We start from the raw sequence: 14,411 nt of genomic DNA, 5'->3' as shown, positions 1-14,411 counted from the left end.
GGTTCCCAGCACCCATACGCGTAACGATCTGGGGGAGACATGACCGATCTGTCCACGCCGCAGCGCGCCGGCAGCCACAAGTTGCCCGTGGGCCGGCGCCTGCGCTTTGTCACGGCGGCTGCGTTGTTCGATGGCCACGATGCGTCGATCAACATCATGCGGCGCATTCTGCAGGCGAGCGGCGTCGAGGTGATTCACCTCGGCCACAACCGCTCTGTCGATGAAGTCGCCACCGCCGCGTTGCAAGAGGACGCCGATGGCGTCGCCGTGTCCAGCTACCAGGGCGGGCACAACGAATACTTCCGCTATCTGGTCGATCTGCTGCGGGCGCGCGGCGGCGAGCGCATCAAGGTGTTCGGCGGCGGGGGTGGGGTCATTGTCCCTGAGGAAATTTCGGAGCTCGAGCGTTACGGCGTCGAGAAGATCTATTCGCCGCAGGACGGGCAGCGGCTCGGGCTGCAAGGCATGATCGACGATATGATCGCGCGCTGCGCCGAAAGCGCGCGTGCGGCTGAGGCGGTCGGGCAGAGTCGGGTTGGCGAGTGGGTGGACGAGTTTTCGAAGCGTGGCTTGCCACGGTTTGGTTCGCGCGGCGATGCTGGCGGAGGCGGAGGCGGAGGCGGAGGCGGAGGCGGGGGCGAGGATGCGGATGCCGTGCGAAATCCGTTTAGTCGGGCGAGTCACGTGGGCAGCGCAACGAGCGTGGATCATGTGGCTAACGCGGCTAACGCGGCTAACGCGGCTAACGCGGCTAACGCGGCTGACACAGCCAACACAGCCAACACAGCCAACACAGCCAACACAGCCAACACAGCCAACACAGCCAACACAGCCAACACAGCCAACACAGCCAACACAGCCAACACCTCCGACCCTGCATCCTCCACCTTCCGTCGCCTCGCGCAACTCATCAGCGCGTTCGAAGCGGGCACCATCGACGTATCCGCGCGGGACAAACTGTGTGCCCAGGCAAAAGCAACCGCAACCCCCGTCCTCGGCATCACCGGAACCGGCGGTGCCGGTAAATCCTCGCTCACCGACGAGCTGATCCGCCGCTTTCGCCTCGACTACGGCGACGCCCTCACCATCGCCGTCCTCGCCATCGATCCGTCGCGCCGCAAGTCCGGCGGCGCGTTGCTGGGCGACCGCATCCGCATGAACGCGATCGGCGACTGGGGCGGCGGCGCGCGCGTCTACATGCGTTCGATGGCGACGCGCGAAGCATCGAGCGAAATCTCCGACTCGCTGCCCGATGCGCTGATGCTGTGCAAAGCGGCGGGCTTCGATCTAATCGTCGTCGAAACATCCGGCATCGGCCAAGGCAACGCGGCGATCGTGCCGTTCGTCGACGAATCGCTGTATGTCATGACGCCGGAGTTCGGCGCGGCCAGCCAGTTGGAGAAGATCGACATGCTCGACTTCGCCGGCTTCGTCGCGATCAACAAGTTCGATCGGAAGGGCGCGCCGGACGCATTGCGCGACGTCGCCAAACAGGTGCAGCGCAATCGCGTCGACTTCGCGAAGCCGCCGGAAGCGATGCCGGTGTTCGGCACGATCGCCTCGCGCTTTAACGACGACGGCGTGACCGCGCTCTACCGGCACGTCGCCGAAGCGCTTCGCAAGCACGGCTTGCGTTCAGGCCGCGGCCGTCTGGCCGCGCCCGAAGGTCTGCGCTTTTCGAGCGGCCGCAACGCCATCGTGCCGCCGGCGCGGGTTCGCTATCTGGCGGATATCGCGCAGACGGTCCACGCTTATCGCGAGCGAGCCGACGCGCAAGCGCGCGTGGCGCGTGAGCGCTGGCAGCTTGTCGAGGCACGCCGGATGCTCGGGGAGGCCGGTACACACGCCGGGGCTGTTGCGCAATCGCGGGCAAGCGCGAGTGGGAACCCGAGCCGATATTCGAGCGGCAATTTGAGCGCTAATCCGAGCGGCAACCCGAGTGGCAATTCGAACGGCAACCCGAACGGCAACCCGAGTGGCAACCCGAGTGGCAATTCGAGCGCCAACTCAAATGCCAACGCCAACGCCAACGCGAACAGCAACCCAGGCTCAGACTCAAACAAAGACTCAGCAACGAACGTCACGTCCGCCGACGCGCCTCCGCCGCTCGAGCAACTCGACACCTTGATCGCCCAACGCACCGCCTCCCTCGGCGAACGCGAACGCACGCTCCTCGACACCTGGCCGCAAACCGTCGCCGCCTATTCAGGCGCCGAACACATCGTCCGCATCCGCAACCGCGAGATCCGCACGGCACTCACCGTCACGACGCTTTCCGGCTCAGAAGTCCGCAAAGTTTCCCTGCCGAAATTCGTCGACCACGGCGAGATTCTCCGCTGGCTGATGCTCGACAATCTGCCCGGCTACTTTCCGTTCACCGCGGGCGTGTTTCCATTCCGCCGCGAAAACGAAGACCCGACGCGGATGTTCGCCGGCGAAGGCGATCCGCAACGCACCAATCGCCGCTTCAAGCTGCTCTCGGAAGGTATGCCGGCCAAGCGCCTGTCGACCGCCTTCGATTCGGTCACGCTCTACGGCGAAGAACCCGACGAGCGCCCCGACATCTACGGCAAGGTGGGCAATTCGGGCGTTTCGGTGGCGACGCTCGACGACATGAAGACGCTCTACGACGGCTTCGATCTCTGCGCGCCGGAAACCTCGGTCTCGATGACGATCAACGGCCCCGCGCCGACCATTCTCGCGATGTTCTTCAACGTCGCGATCGACCAGCAGATCGCGCGCATGACGCGGCAGCAAGGCCGACCGCTCACGGATGACGAACTCGCCGCCACGCGCCGCGCAGCGCTGGAAAACGTGCGCGGCACCGTGCAAGCCGACATCCTGAAGGAAGACCAAGGCCAGAACACCTGCATCTTCTCGACCGAATTCAGCCTGAAGGTGATGGGCGATATTCAGGCGTACTTCGTCGAGCATGGCGTGCGCAATTTCTATTCGGTGTCGATCTCCGGCTATCACATCGCCGAAGCCGGCGCGAACCCGATCTCGCAACTGGCCTACACGCTCGCGAACGGCTTCACCTATGTCGAGGCCTACCTCGCCCGCGGCATGTCGATCGACGACTTCGCGCCAAATCTGTCGTTCTTCTTTTCGAACGGCATGGACCCGGAGTACACGGTGCTGGGCCGCGTCGCGCGGCGCATCTGGGCCGTCGCCATGCGCGAACGCTACGGCGCGAACGAACGCAGCCAGAAGCTCAAGTATCACGTGCAGACGTCGGGCCGCAGCCTGCACGCGCAGGAGATCGACTTCAACGATATCCGCACCACGCTTCAAGCGCTGATCGCGATCTACGACAACTGCAATTCCCTTCACACGAATGCCTTCGACGAAGCGATCACCACGCCCACCGAAGATTCGGTGCGCCGCGCGGTGGCGATCCAGTTGATCATCAATCGTGAATGGGGGCTCGCGAAGAATCAGAATCCGAATCAGGGCAGCTTCGTAATCGAAGAACTGACCGACCTGGTGGAAGAGGCGGTGCTCGCCGAATTCGACCGGCTGACCGAGCGCGGCGGCGTGCTCGGCGCGATGGAAACCGGCTATCAGCGCGGACGCATTCAGGACGAGTCGATGTTGTACGAGCATCGCAAGCATGACGGCTCGTATCCGATCGTCGGCGTTAATACGTTTTTGAGCGTGCATCCGCATGAGGCGCCGCAGCCGATTGCACTAGCCCGTTCCACCGACGATGAAAAGCAGAGCCAGTTGCAACGTCTGCGCGCTTTCCAGGCGCAGCATCGCGACGCGGCACCCGCTGCGCTCGAACGCCTGAAGCGCGCGGTGATCGACGATGAAAACGTGTTTGCGGTGTTGATGGACGTCGTGCGTGTCTGCTCGCTCGGGCAGATCACGCACGCGTTGTTTGAAGTGGGCGGGCAGTACCGCCGCAATATGTAAGTCAGGCTGTGCGGTGATGCTACGGCTTGGCCTGAAGTTGGGCCACAGGGCAAAACCGTTCCAGCTCTGGCGCACCGGATTAGGCGCGCGGGATCAAAGGCGCCCGGGATCAAAGGCGCCCGGGATCAAAGGCGCCCGATCGAAGTGTCCTATCAAGCTCCCTGAATCGGCCACTGCGGATCAAGTGCCTCCGCCGAGGCGCTCCAAGCAAAGGCGCAACCCCGGCCGCGTCACACCGAGGCGCACCCCCTCAGCGCTTAATCCCCAGCCGCGCCTTCGCATCGTCATATTCCTTCGTCAAACGCTGCACCAACTCGCCAACGCTCGGCACGTCGTCCATCAGACCGACGCCTTGACCCGCGCCCCAGATGTCTTTCCACGCCTTCGCCTTGTCGCTGCCGAAGTTCATCGCGCTCTTGTCCGATTCTGGCAGCGCGTCCGGGTCCAGCCCGGCGTTCAGGATACTTTCGCGGATGTAGTTGCCGTGCACGCCGGTGAACAGGTTCGTGTAGATGATGTCCGACGCCGTGGAATTGACGATCGCCTGTTTGTAGCTGTCGACCGCGTGCGCTTCCTTAGTCGCGATGAAGCGCGTGCCCATGTAGGCGAGGTCCGCGCCCATGGCCTGTGCGGCGAGAATCGAGCCGCCGTTGGCGATCGAGCCCGACAGCACGATCGGGCCGTCGAATATGCGCCGCACTTCGCCGACCAGCGCGAACGGCGAGGTCGTGCCCGCATGGCCGCCCGCGCCGGACGCGACCAGGATCAGACCGTCGACGCCCGCTTCCAGCGCCTTCTGCGCATGGCGCAGATTGATCACGTCGTGCAGCACGATGCCGCCGTAGCTATGCACGGCATCGACAATTTCGCGCGCCGGCGCCCGCAGGCTCGTGATGAAAATCGGCACCTTGTGTTCGACGCATACGCGCACGTCGTGCTCGAGCCGCGTATTCGATTGATGGACGATCTGATTGACGGCGATCGGCCCGATGACCACATCGGGATTGGCTGCTTTGTGCTCGGCGAGTTGCGCCTGAATCTGCGTGAGCCATTCGTCGAGCAGTTCAGCCGGGCGGGCATTCAGCGCGGGAAACGAGCCGACGATCCCGGCCTTGCATTGAGCCAGCACGAGTTCGGGATAGCTCACGATGAACATCGGCGAAGCGACGACGGGCAGCGCAAGTTTTTGCAGGACGGCGGGCAATGCCATAGTGCGTGTCTCCTGATTTGACGGGCCGGTGCGTCGTTGCGCGCCCGGCGATGACTGAGTTTAGCGGCACATGGCTTGCGGCGCTTCATTCGCCACAGCCATCCGAAAATTTAAGAACGGTCGTTCGATTATAGGCGAAGCGCGGCGAGCGCGTTCGATTGGGTCGTTTAGAACAGTTGGAAGGAGTGTTCAGGTTCTATGCTTGCGTGGGCTATCCCACCTCGCGCGGACGCATCGGGCTTTTACAATGCAGGCACTCCAAAATCACGAGAGAGACGCCATGGCCTTCGAGAATTTCACGCCCTTTCGCGTCGCCGTGGGCGATGTCGATATTTTTGGAGTGAAGGGCGGGGCAGGGCCGCCTCTTCTGCTGCTGCACGGTCATCCGCAGTCGCATCTCATCTGGCAGAAGTGCGCCGCGCAACTGGCCGAGCATTTCACGGTGATCGCCACGGACCTGCGCGGTTACGGCGCGTCGGGCAAGCCGCCGAGCGACGCCGCGCACACGCCGTACTCCAAGCGCGTGATGGCGGCCGATCAGGTCGCCGTAATGCGTCATTTCGGCTTCGAACGTTTTCTCGTGTGCGCGCACGATCGTGGCGCGCGCGTCGCGCATCGCATGGCGCTCGATCATGCGGACGCCGTCGAGCGCCTGATGCTGCTCGACATTGCGCCGACGCTCGCGATGTATGAAGCCACCGACCGCACCTTTGCGACGCACTACTTCCACTGGTTCTTCCTGATCCAGCCGGAGCCGCTGCCTGAAACGCTGATCGGCGCGAATCCGGCGGCGTATGTCGACGCGGTAATGGGCAGCCGTCACGCGGGTCTCGCGCCGTTCGAGCCCGCCGTGCTCGACGCCTATCGCGCGGCCCTCGCGCAACCGGACGCGATTCACGCGATGTGCGAGGACTACCGCGCGTCGGCGAGCATCGACCTTGAGCTTGATCGCGCCGACATCGAACGCGGTCACAAGATTGGCTGCCCGTTGCGCGTGCTGTGGGGCGACAAGGGCGTGATCGAGAAGTGCTTCGACGCGCTGGCGGAATGGCGTCACGTGGCGCGCGACGTGAGCGGCCGCGCGCTGTCTTGCGGGCACTACATTCCTGAAGAAGCGCCGGACGAACTGGTCGCCGAAATGCTGTCCTTCTTCGAAGCGGTCGAACAATAAGCCTTTCCGTTCGTTCCGTTCCGCTCATGCGCGACGCCGCGCCGCGCCTCGCTCAACCGAGTGGCGGCAGACGGCGCGCGACCGGCGTCGACTTGACTATCGCGGTGCTGGTCTCCGCGCGCTCGGTGACCTTCGACAAAATCTCGTCGAGTTGCTCGATCGAATGGAGATACAGGCGGCAGATGAAGCAATCGTCGCCCGTCACCTTGTCGCATTCGACGAACTCCGGAATCCGCCGGATCACCTCTTCCACGAGATGCAACTGACCGGGCAGCGGCTTCACGCGCACGATGGCCTGCAGCGTGTAGCCGAGCGCGCGCGGATCGATCTGCACCGTGAAGCGCTCGATCACGCCTTGCGCTTCGAGCCTGCGCACTCGCTCCGCCGTGCTCGGCGCCGATAGGCCGACCTGACGCGCCAGTTCGCTGACCGGCTGACGGGCGTCTTCCGCGAGCGCGGCGAGAAGCGCCCGGTCGGTGTCGTCGAGCGGCGCGGGCGTAGGAACAACAAGGCGTTTGGTCATGACGGCCTTCGATTATTAGGTTGCGTCGCGAGAATGCTTAAGTTTAGCCATGTATTCGGCCGATCGGATTAATTACACTGCTCGTCATGCAGGAATCAATTCGAGGATCGAATCATGGCGTCAAATGAAATCCGCCGCGGAGCCGCGGAAATGACCATGGCCATGCTGATGTCCGGCACCATCGGCTGGCTGGTGGTGTCGTCGCAGCAAAGCCCGTTCAATGTCGTGTTCTTCCGCTGCATTTTCGGCGGCGCGACGCTCGCGCTCGTGTGCGCCTTACTCGGGCTGTTTCAGCGCAGGCTCTTCTCGTGGAAGATGCTCGGCCTCGCCTTGCTCGGCGGCGCGGCAATCGTCATCAACTGGGTGTTGCTGTTCGCCGCGTATTCGCGCGCGTCGATCTCGATGGCGACGGCGGTCTACAACACACAGCCGTTCATGCTGGTGGCGCTAGGCGCGCTAGTGTTCCGCGAGCGCATTAGCGCGTCGACGCTCGCGTGGCTGGTGCTCGCCTTCATCGGCCTCGTGTTCGTCGTTAAGGTCGAACCGGCGGTGCTGGCGGTGCCGGGGCAATATCTGGTCGGCGTCGCGTACGCGGTGGGGGCGGCGGCAATGTACGCGGTGTCGTCGATCATTACGAAGCGGCTCAAGGGCACGCCGCCGCATCTGATCGCGCTGATCCAGGTATCGCTCGGCGTGCTGATGCTCGCGCCGTTCGTGCGGTTCGATGCGTTGCCCGCCACCGGCGTGCAGTGGCTCGAACTGGTCGTGCTCGGCATCGTCAATACCGGCCTCATGTACGTGCTCCTGTACGGTGCGATCCAGAAGCTGCCGACTTCGATGACGGGCGCGCTCTCGTTCATCTATCCGGTGGTGGCGATCATCGTCGACCGGGTTGCGTTCGGGCAAACGCTTGCGTGGATTCAGGTGCTGGGGGCGGTGCTGATTCTGGTGGCGGCTGCCGGCGTCAATCTCGGCTGGCGGATCGTGCCGCAAAAGCGTCTGTCGTCGACCTGACGGGCGTTGCGCCCTTGCGGTGAGTCACAATGCTACGGATTCCCGAGTAACCGGATGCGCAAATTATTCATATCAGTAATGAATCGTAAGACGCGCGACTGCGGGGCCTCGTAACGCGACGTGTTGTAGACGGCTTTGAAAGCGGGCGTCAAACTTCTGTAGGGAAATCACCGATGCGGTCAAAAAACCAGCGCGCGTATCATCCGTCTTGACGCTGATCACGTCCGACAGAATTTCCGCCGCTCGCCTGCAAGGGTCGAGCGGCTTTCTTTTTGTAGCGACGATGTCCCGCTTTGCCGCTGTCAGCGGCGGCGCGTCAGGCCGCGCGCGCAACGATGCGCTCGCCATCCACTTCCAGCGGCCCATTCCTGGCCGCCAGTTCCTCGACGATCTCCTTCAACAACGCGGGCCATTCGCCACGCGTCTTGAGCATCGACGCGGCCGCGCGCATCACGCTGGCGTCGTCGAGCATCTGCAACAAGGTGTCGAACTGCATCGCGCGGACTTCGAGCAGTTTGAACACGATCAGCACCTTCAGCGCGTTCTTTGCATTGCGCGCGGGATCGGCGCGCAGCCACGCAACACGCGAAAACGCGCGTTCAAGCGCCTGTTCGACATTGGTGAAGGGTGCGCCATGGCCGGGGATCACGAGACGCACGTCGAGCTCCGCAATGCCTTCCAGCACGGCTTGCTCTTCGGCGAAACCGCTTTCGCCTTCCAGTTCGGGAAAGATCACGCCGAAGCCGTTTTCCCACAGCGCGTCCGCGCTGATCAGAATGCGTTCGTCCGCGCAGTAGAGCATCAGCGAATGCGGATCGTGGCCGGGCGCGCCGAGCACCTCCCAGTCGAGCGCGCCGAGCCGCAAGCGCGCGCCGGGCGCGATCGTTCCGGTGAAGCCGAAGCGTTCGCAGGTCTGGCCGGTGGCGCGAAACGTCAGGCGCGTTTCGTCCCAGTCGCGCACGGCGCCGGCTTCCGAGGCCGGAATGACGGTGCGGCATGGCCACGTCGCCTGCAAGAGCGCATTGCCGCCGCAATGGTCCGAATGCAGATGCGTGTTGACGATCAGATCGAGCGGCCGCGAGCCGAGCGCTTGCCGCACGAGGGCGAGCGTTTGCGGCGCGTGCGTGGCGTAGCCGGTATCGACCAGCGCGGCGCAGGCGTCGTCCACCAGCAGCACGTTGTTCGACGAGAGCCAGCCGCGTTCGAAAACCCGAATCGATTCCGGCAGCGCGATCATGGCGAATTGGGCGCTACGTTTGCGTCTGCGTCTGCGTTTGCGTCTGCATTCGCGGACGCCTCGGGTTTCGGCATCACGAGAATTGTCGACGAACCGATCAACATGGTCTCGCCGTGCTGATTCACGACCGAGCCTTCGAGTTGCGTCAGATCGCCGTTCAGACTCGGCTTCCAGTAAGCATGCTTCACGCGCCAGGTGATCGTGAGCGTGTCGTTCGCGTGGACGGCTTTCTTCAGCTTGATATCGAAATCGAGACCGAGCGGTTGTGCGTAGGTCGAATAGTGCGTTGCCAGGAGCGCCATGAAATGCGCGGTCGGTTGCGTGCCGGACGCGATCAGGCCGCCAAAGCGGCTTTGCGCGGCATACGCTTCGTCGTGATGCAGCGGGTTGTGATCATTGACGAGCGCGGCGAACGACTTGACCGACTCCGCCGACAACTCCAGCGTCGAACTGAACGTCTCGCCAACCGTGACGATGCGCGGCGCGGCGTTCATCGCGGCACCTTCGGCTGCTTGGCGACGAACTCCGCGTGGCGAAGCTCGATCGCGTCCCACACCGCGCGCTTCGCGTCGTCGTCGAATAACGACCAGCCGGCGATTTCGTCGATGGTGCGCAGGCATCCTTCGCACCAGCCCGTCGACGCGTCCATCCTGCACACGTTGATGCAAGGCGACGGCACGGCGTGGTGGTCTTCGTTATCGAGGCCCGCTGTCATTGTCGTCATCGTGTCACGCCGTCTCGCGCAGCGCCACGTCGATCACCGGCGCGTTCGTGAGCGCAATCAGCTCTTGCGCGGTCAGATTGAACACCGCATGCGGGTGACCCGCGGCGGCCCACAGACTGTCGAGTTCGAGCAGATCGGCGTCGATCAGCGTGACCGGCTCGGTCGCGTGACCGATCGGGCAGACGCCGCCGATCGCATAGCCGGTTTTTTCGCGGACGAATTTCGCGTCCGCACGGCCGATGTCGCCGACCTGCGCGGCGACTTTCTTTTCATCCACACGATTCGCGCCGCTCGCGATCACCAGGACCGGCGCGTCGTCTTCACGGCGGCGAAACAGGATCGACTTGGCGATCTGCGCGACCGAGCAGCGTAGTCCCGCGGCCGCTTCGGCGGAGGTCTTACCGGTTTCCGGCAGCATCACGATCCGGCCGGCGTGACCGCGTTCGCGCAACAGCAGCGCGACGCGGCGCGCCGAGTCGGGCAGCGCGGTGAGATCGTCGGATTCGAGAGAAGCGTGGTCCGTCATCGTTTCAGGTCCTGATTGATTGCATGAGTGTTGGGCGGTCCCATTGCGCCAGCGTCAAACGCAGTTGGCCGCTTCGCTGCGCGCTTTGGCGAGCAGCGCTTTGCCGGCGCGCGAAACATTGGGCCGGCCGATCGACGTCGAGATGAAATCGCCGATCGCCACGACTTGCGCGAGGTCGATGCCGGTCTCGATGCCGAGGCCGTTCATCAGATACAACACGTCTTCGGTCGCGACGTTGCCCGTCGCGCCCTTCGCATACGGACAGCCGCCGAGGCCTGCCACCGAAGCGTGATAAATCTCGATGCCTTCCTGCAGCGCCGCGTAGATGTTGGCGAGCGCCTGGCCATAGGTGTCGTGGAAGTGGCCGGATAGACGCTCGCGCGGAAACACCTGCGTGACCGCCTCGAACACTTCACGCGTGCGCTTCGGTGTGCCGACGCCGATCGTGTCGGCGATATCGATCTCGTCGCAGCCGAGCGCCGCGAAACGCTGCACCACATCCACGACCGACGCCACCGGCACTTCGCCCTGATACGGACAGCCCAGCGCGCACGAGACGCTGCCGCGAATCCGCAAGCCACGCTCCTTCGCCGCTTGCGCGACCGGCACGAATCGATCGATGCTTTCCGCGATGCTGCAATTGATGTTCTTCTGCGAGAACGCTTCGCTCGCGGCGCCGAAGATCACGATCTCGTCGGCACGCGCGGCGAGCGCGCCCTCGAAGCCGCGCAGATTCGGCGTCAGCACCGAGTAGATCGTGCCGGCGCGGCGTTCGATGCCGGCCATCACGTCGGCGCCATCGGCCATCTGCGGCACCCATTTCGGCGACACGAACGAAGCGGCCTCGACGTTACGAAAGCCCGCCGCCGACAAACGGTTGATCAACTCGATCTTGGTCGCGGTGGGCACGAAGTCTTTTTCGTTCTGAAGTCCGTCACGCGGACCGACTTCGACGATTTTCACTTGCTGGGGTAGGGCCATGATGTGTCTCCTATGTCGACGCCGCGTGTGGCGGCACCTCTTCAACTGGATTCGATGGGTTCAGTATCCGCGTTCGATATTCACCACGCCGCTGATCGCGTCGCCGCGCACGAGCGCGGCGATCTTCTGCGCGATCTGGGCGACGCTTTCTTCGCGCAACGTCAGCGCGGACACGTGCGGCGTGATCGTGATGCGCGGCTCCCGCCAGAACGGATGATCCGGCGGCAACGGTTCTTCGCGGAACACGTCGAGCGTGGCGGCGGTGATCTGCCCGCTCGCCATGGCGTCGAGCAAATCCTGTTCGACCAGATGCCCGCCGCGCGCCAGGTTGATCAGATATGCGCCGTGCGCGAGCTTCGCGAAGGTGCGCGCGTTCAACACATCTGCCGTATCCGGAGTATGCGGCAGCAGGTTGACCAGCACTTTCGCGCCGTCGAGAAACGCATCGAACTGCGCTTCGCCGGCGAATGTCGTGATGCCGTCGATCTGCCTCGGGCTGCGGCTGTAGCCGCGCACCGGCAGGCCGAACGCCGCGAGCGTTTGCGCGACATGCGCGCCGAGCACGCCGAGTCCCAGCACGCCGACCGTGAAGGTGTCACGCGGATGCGGCTCGAGCACTTCCCAGCGGCGCTCGTTTTGCAGCGTCTGATATTCGTCAAAACGGCGCAGGTAGCGCAGCACCGCGTGCGTCGCGCACTCGGCCATTTGCGGCGCCATGCCGGTGTCTTCCAGCCGGATCAACTGCGCATTACGCGGCAACGTGCCGGGCTGGTCGTGTTCGAGCGCGAGGATCGCGTCGACACCCGCGCCGAGATTGAAGATCGCGCGCAGATCGTCTCGGCCGGCCAGCATCTCGCGCGGCGGACGCCACACGACCGCGAAATCGGCCGGCGCGGTGTCGCCCGGTTGCCATTCACGCAGATCGGCTTGCGGCAGTGCGCGGGCAAGATCGTGTAGCCACGCGGCAGCATCGGATTGCGGCGTGTAGAAGAGGATTTTCATACGGTCCGGAAGGCGCCTGCGAGAACGGGTCTGTAGACGAAGAAGCCACGGCATGACCGGCGCGACGGCTGCGGCGTTGCGGACGACGCTTGCGGCATGAGGCCTCCTCCTTTTATGGATAGGCTTCATTCTACTTTTTCGACGCGATTCGCGCGCGTTTGCGTACGGGCGTGCGGTTTGGTGGGGAGCTTTCCGCCGCGTGACACGTATCTGGCGGCGCATTTATCCGCGTATTTGCCCGATAAACAAAGCACAAAAACTTGGTTCGCCCGCGCGGCGCCGGGCGGGACAATCACTATCCGGATTCCCGCAGCGAGGCACACACATGCTTTCATGCACCAAATCGACATGGCCGCCGCGGCTCGTCACCGTTCCCGGTTTGCACGGCAGCGAGGGCGCACATTGGCAAACCTGGCTGGAGCGTCAGTTCGCGCGCTCGCTGCGCGTCGAGCAAGCCGACTGGGACGCGCCGGACCTCGCGGTGTGGTCGAAATCGCTGCGCGATCTGCTGGCACGCGAGCGCGGGCCGTTCGTGCTGGCAGCGCACAGCTTCGGTTGCCTCGCGACCGCGTATGCATTGCAGCAGGCCTCGTATGCGAACGAGGTGGTCGGCGTGCTGTTCGTGGCGCCCGCGAGTCCGCAGAAATTCGCCTTCGCGGGACCGTTCGAAGCGCGGCGTCTCGGCGTGCCGTCGATCCTGATCGGCAGCGAAACCGATCCGTGGATGTCGCTCGCCGGGTCGCGCGATCTCGCGCGGCGTTTCGGCAGCGCATTCGTCAATCTCGGCGACGCGGGGCATATCAACACCGCGGCCGGTTTCGGTCCGTGGCCGCGCGCGAAATATTTCGTCGATACGCTGGTGCATTGCGCGGCGCCGCTGCGCTTTCGCGAGGAGTCGTTCGAGGCTGTACAGCATGCGTTCGTGTAAGTGAGCGGGCCGCGGCGTACGCGCTTCGAGTGACGCGCGTACGGGCCGCTGGCCAAGTAAGCGATCCGTTAGAATCCCGCTTCACGCTGCACGTTCGTGCGGCCACTGGTTTTCATCATCGATAGGCGGGGACAAGATGGCAGGCAAGACGGGGACATCGCGCTGGCTGGCAGCCGGCATGACGGCAATCACGCTCGCGCTGGCGGGCATGTCGACGGCGCAAGCGGATACATCGCTGCTCAACGTCTCGTACGACGTGACGCGCGAGTTGTACAAGGACATCAACGCCGGCTTCATCGCGGCGTACAAGCAGAAGAGTGGCGAGAACGTATCGATCCGCCAGTCGCATGGCGCGTCGAGCGCGCAGGCGCTGTCGGTGCTGCAAGGCCTGCAGGCCGACGTGGTGACGATGAACCAGCCGAACGACATCGACCTGCTCGCCGAGAAAGGTCAACTGGTGCCGGCTAACTGGCGCGCGCGTCTGCCGAACGACAGCGCGCCGTACACCACGACCATGGTGTTCCTGGTACGTAAGGGCAATCCGAAGCACATCAAGGACTGGGACGATCTCGCCAAGCCCGGCGTGCAGGTGATCATTGCGAATCCGAAGACTTCGGGTAACGGACGCTACACATATCTGGCCGCGTGGGGTTATCGCAAGCAGCACGGCGGCACCGACGCGCAGGCGCTCGACTTCGAAAAAGAGATCTTCAAGAACGTGCCGGTGCTCGACACGGGCGGCCGCGGCGCGACGACCACCTTTACGCAACGCGGCATCGGCGACGTGCTGGTGACGTTTGAAAACGAAGTCGCACTGATGGACACGGGCGTGGGCGGGGGCAATTTCGAGGCCGTGTATCCGTCCGTGAGTTTGCTGGCGGCGCCGCCGGTGTCGATCGTCGACAAGGTGGTCGACAAGCGCGGCACGCGCAAGGAAGCGCAGGCGTATCTCGACTATCTGTGGTCGCCGGCCGCGCAGGAGATCATCGCGCAGCATCATCTGCGTCCGCGCGACAAGACCGTGCTCGCGAAGCACGCGGCGGAGTTCAAGCCGATCAAGACCTTCACCGTCGAAGAGATGTTTGGTAGCTGGCAGAAAGCGCAGCAAACGCATTTCTCCGATGGCGGGACGTTCGATCAGATCATCGTGGATAAGAAGTAGGCTTTTAGCGGCGTC

Annotated in this window: 13 protein-coding genes; 5 read left to right on the top strand and 8 right to left on the bottom strand. The window is 63.9% G+C overall.

From position 1 onward, the window contains the following. The first annotated feature begins 39 nt into the window (after nucleotides 1-39). Entirely contained in the window at nucleotides 40-3,918 is a 3,879-nt protein-coding gene (locus B0G75_RS06925) for a methylmalonyl-CoA mutase family protein (RefSeq protein WP_106302417.1), read from the top strand. Nucleotides 3,919-4,168: 250 nt separating this feature from the next. Here B0G75_RS06925 and B0G75_RS06920 read toward each other — a convergent pair whose 3' ends face one another. Further along, the gene (locus tag B0G75_RS06920; protein ID WP_106302414.1) at nucleotides 4,169-5,128 is read right to left on the bottom strand and encodes a nitronate monooxygenase family protein; all 960 of its coding nucleotides are present in this window, start codon (nucleotides 5,126-5,128) and stop codon (nucleotides 4,169-4,171) included. A 280-nt stretch (nucleotides 5,129-5,408) separates the two neighbouring features. Here B0G75_RS06920 and B0G75_RS06915 point away from each other — a divergent pair, with 280 nt between their 5' ends. After that, a complete protein-coding gene (locus B0G75_RS06915) occupies nucleotides 5,409-6,299 on the top strand; it encodes an alpha/beta fold hydrolase (protein WP_106302411.1) in 891 nt (296 codons plus the stop codon). Between the two features lie 52 nt (nucleotides 6,300-6,351). Here B0G75_RS06915 and B0G75_RS06910 read toward each other — a convergent pair whose 3' ends face one another. Next, a complete protein-coding gene (locus B0G75_RS06910) occupies nucleotides 6,352-6,822 on the bottom strand; it encodes an Lrp/AsnC family transcriptional regulator (protein ID WP_106302408.1) in 471 nt (156 codons plus the stop codon). A gap of 114 nt (nucleotides 6,823-6,936) precedes the next feature. On the opposite strand from B0G75_RS06910, the gene B0G75_RS06905 reads away from it, so the two are divergent. Further along, entirely contained in the window at nucleotides 6,937-7,836 is a 900-nt protein-coding gene (locus B0G75_RS06905; RefSeq protein WP_106302405.1) for a DMT family transporter, read from the top strand. 316 nt (nucleotides 7,837-8,152) lie between these two features. On the opposite strand, the gene B0G75_RS06895 is transcribed toward B0G75_RS06905, so the two are convergent. From B0G75_RS06895 to B0G75_RS06870, 6 genes are read right to left on the bottom strand one after another with little or no spacing between them, the layout of a single operon-like run. Beyond that, nucleotides 8,153-9,073 (bottom strand): MBL fold metallo-hydrolase, encoded by a 921-nt coding sequence (locus B0G75_RS06895; protein ID WP_106302399.1) that lies wholly within the window; start codon nucleotides 9,071-9,073, stop codon nucleotides 8,153-8,155. After that, nucleotides 9,070-9,567, bottom strand: coding sequence for a MaoC family dehydratase (locus tag B0G75_RS06890; protein ID WP_106302396.1), 498 nt, complete (start codon nucleotides 9,565-9,567; stop codon nucleotides 9,070-9,072). Before B0G75_RS06890 ends, B0G75_RS06895 begins: the two co-directional genes overlap by 4 nt. Next, a complete protein-coding gene (locus B0G75_RS06885) occupies nucleotides 9,564-9,788 on the bottom strand; it encodes a DUF1289 domain-containing protein (RefSeq protein WP_106302393.1) in 225 nt (74 codons plus the stop codon). The genes B0G75_RS06890 and B0G75_RS06885 overlap by 4 nt, the downstream gene beginning before the upstream one ends. Before the next feature lie 13 nt (nucleotides 9,789-9,801). Further along, on the bottom strand, nucleotides 9,802-10,323 hold the full coding sequence (locus tag B0G75_RS06880) for a YbaK/EbsC family protein (protein ID WP_106302390.1): 522 nt from the start codon (nucleotides 10,321-10,323) through the stop codon (nucleotides 9,802-9,804). Nucleotides 10,324-10,377: 54 nt separating this feature from the next. After that, nucleotides 10,378-11,304 (bottom strand): hydroxymethylglutaryl-CoA lyase, encoded by a 927-nt coding sequence (locus B0G75_RS06875; RefSeq protein ID WP_106302387.1) that lies wholly within the window; start codon nucleotides 11,302-11,304, stop codon nucleotides 10,378-10,380. Between the two features lie 60 nt (nucleotides 11,305-11,364). Next, entirely contained in the window at nucleotides 11,365-12,306 is a 942-nt protein-coding gene (locus B0G75_RS06870) for a glyoxylate/hydroxypyruvate reductase A (protein WP_106302384.1), read from the bottom strand. Between the two features lie 325 nt (nucleotides 12,307-12,631). On the opposite strand from B0G75_RS06870, the gene B0G75_RS06865 reads away from it, so the two are divergent. Continuing rightward, a complete protein-coding gene (locus tag B0G75_RS06865; RefSeq protein WP_106302381.1) occupies nucleotides 12,632-13,234 on the top strand; it encodes an alpha/beta hydrolase in 603 nt (200 codons plus the stop codon). A 136-nt stretch (nucleotides 13,235-13,370) separates the two neighbouring features. Next, nucleotides 13,371-14,396, top strand: a complete 1,026-nt coding sequence (locus B0G75_RS06860; protein WP_106302378.1) for a sulfate ABC transporter substrate-binding protein — start codon at nucleotides 13,371-13,373, stop codon at nucleotides 14,394-14,396. Nucleotides 14,397-14,411: the final 15 nt, after the last annotated feature.

It is taken from the genome of Paraburkholderia sp. BL18I3N2 (genome assembly GCF_003001875.1).
Lineage (GTDB): Bacteria > Pseudomonadota > Gammaproteobacteria > Burkholderiales > Burkholderiaceae > Paraburkholderia > Paraburkholderia phytofirmans.
Note: the sequence above shows the minus strand (reverse complement) of the source record. Positions and strands in the feature narration are given on the sequence as shown.

Coding starts and splice junctions, on each gene's coding strand:
- B0G75_RS06905 (WP_106302405.1), top strand. CDS start 6,937: ATGGCGTCAAATGAAATCCGCCGCGGAGCCGCGGAAATGACCATGGCC.
- B0G75_RS06915 (WP_106302411.1), top strand. CDS start 5,409: ATGGCCTTCGAGAATTTCACGCCCTTTCGCGTCGCCGTGGGCGATGTC.
- B0G75_RS06865 (WP_106302381.1), top strand. CDS start 12,632: ATGCTTTCATGCACCAAATCGACATGGCCGCCGCGGCTCGTCACCGTT.
- B0G75_RS06890 (WP_106302396.1), bottom strand. CDS start 9,567: ATGAACGCCGCGCCGCGCATCGTCACGGTTGGCGAGACGTTCAGTTCG.
- B0G75_RS06910 (WP_106302408.1), bottom strand. CDS start 6,822: ATGACCAAACGCCTTGTTGTTCCTACGCCCGCGCCGCTCGACGACACC.
- B0G75_RS06870 (WP_106302384.1), bottom strand. CDS start 12,306: ATGAAAATCCTCTTCTACACGCCGCAATCCGATGCTGCCGCGTGGCTA.
- B0G75_RS06860 (WP_106302378.1), top strand. CDS start 13,371: ATGGCAGGCAAGACGGGGACATCGCGCTGGCTGGCAGCCGGCATGACG.
- B0G75_RS06925 (WP_106302417.1), top strand. CDS start 40: ATGACCGATCTGTCCACGCCGCAGCGCGCCGGCAGCCACAAGTTGCCC.
- B0G75_RS06880 (WP_106302390.1), bottom strand. CDS start 10,323: ATGACGGACCACGCTTCTCTCGAATCCGACGATCTCACCGCGCTGCCC.
- B0G75_RS06920 (WP_106302414.1), bottom strand. CDS start 5,128: ATGGCATTGCCCGCCGTCCTGCAAAAACTTGCGCTGCCCGTCGTCGCT.
- B0G75_RS06875 (WP_106302387.1), bottom strand. CDS start 11,304: ATGGCCCTACCCCAGCAAGTGAAAATCGTCGAAGTCGGTCCGCGTGAC.
- B0G75_RS06895 (WP_106302399.1), bottom strand. CDS start 9,073: ATGATCGCGCTGCCGGAATCGATTCGGGTTTTCGAACGCGGCTGGCTC.
- B0G75_RS06885 (WP_106302393.1), bottom strand. CDS start 9,788: ATGACAGCGGGCCTCGATAACGAAGACCACCACGCCGTGCCGTCGCCT.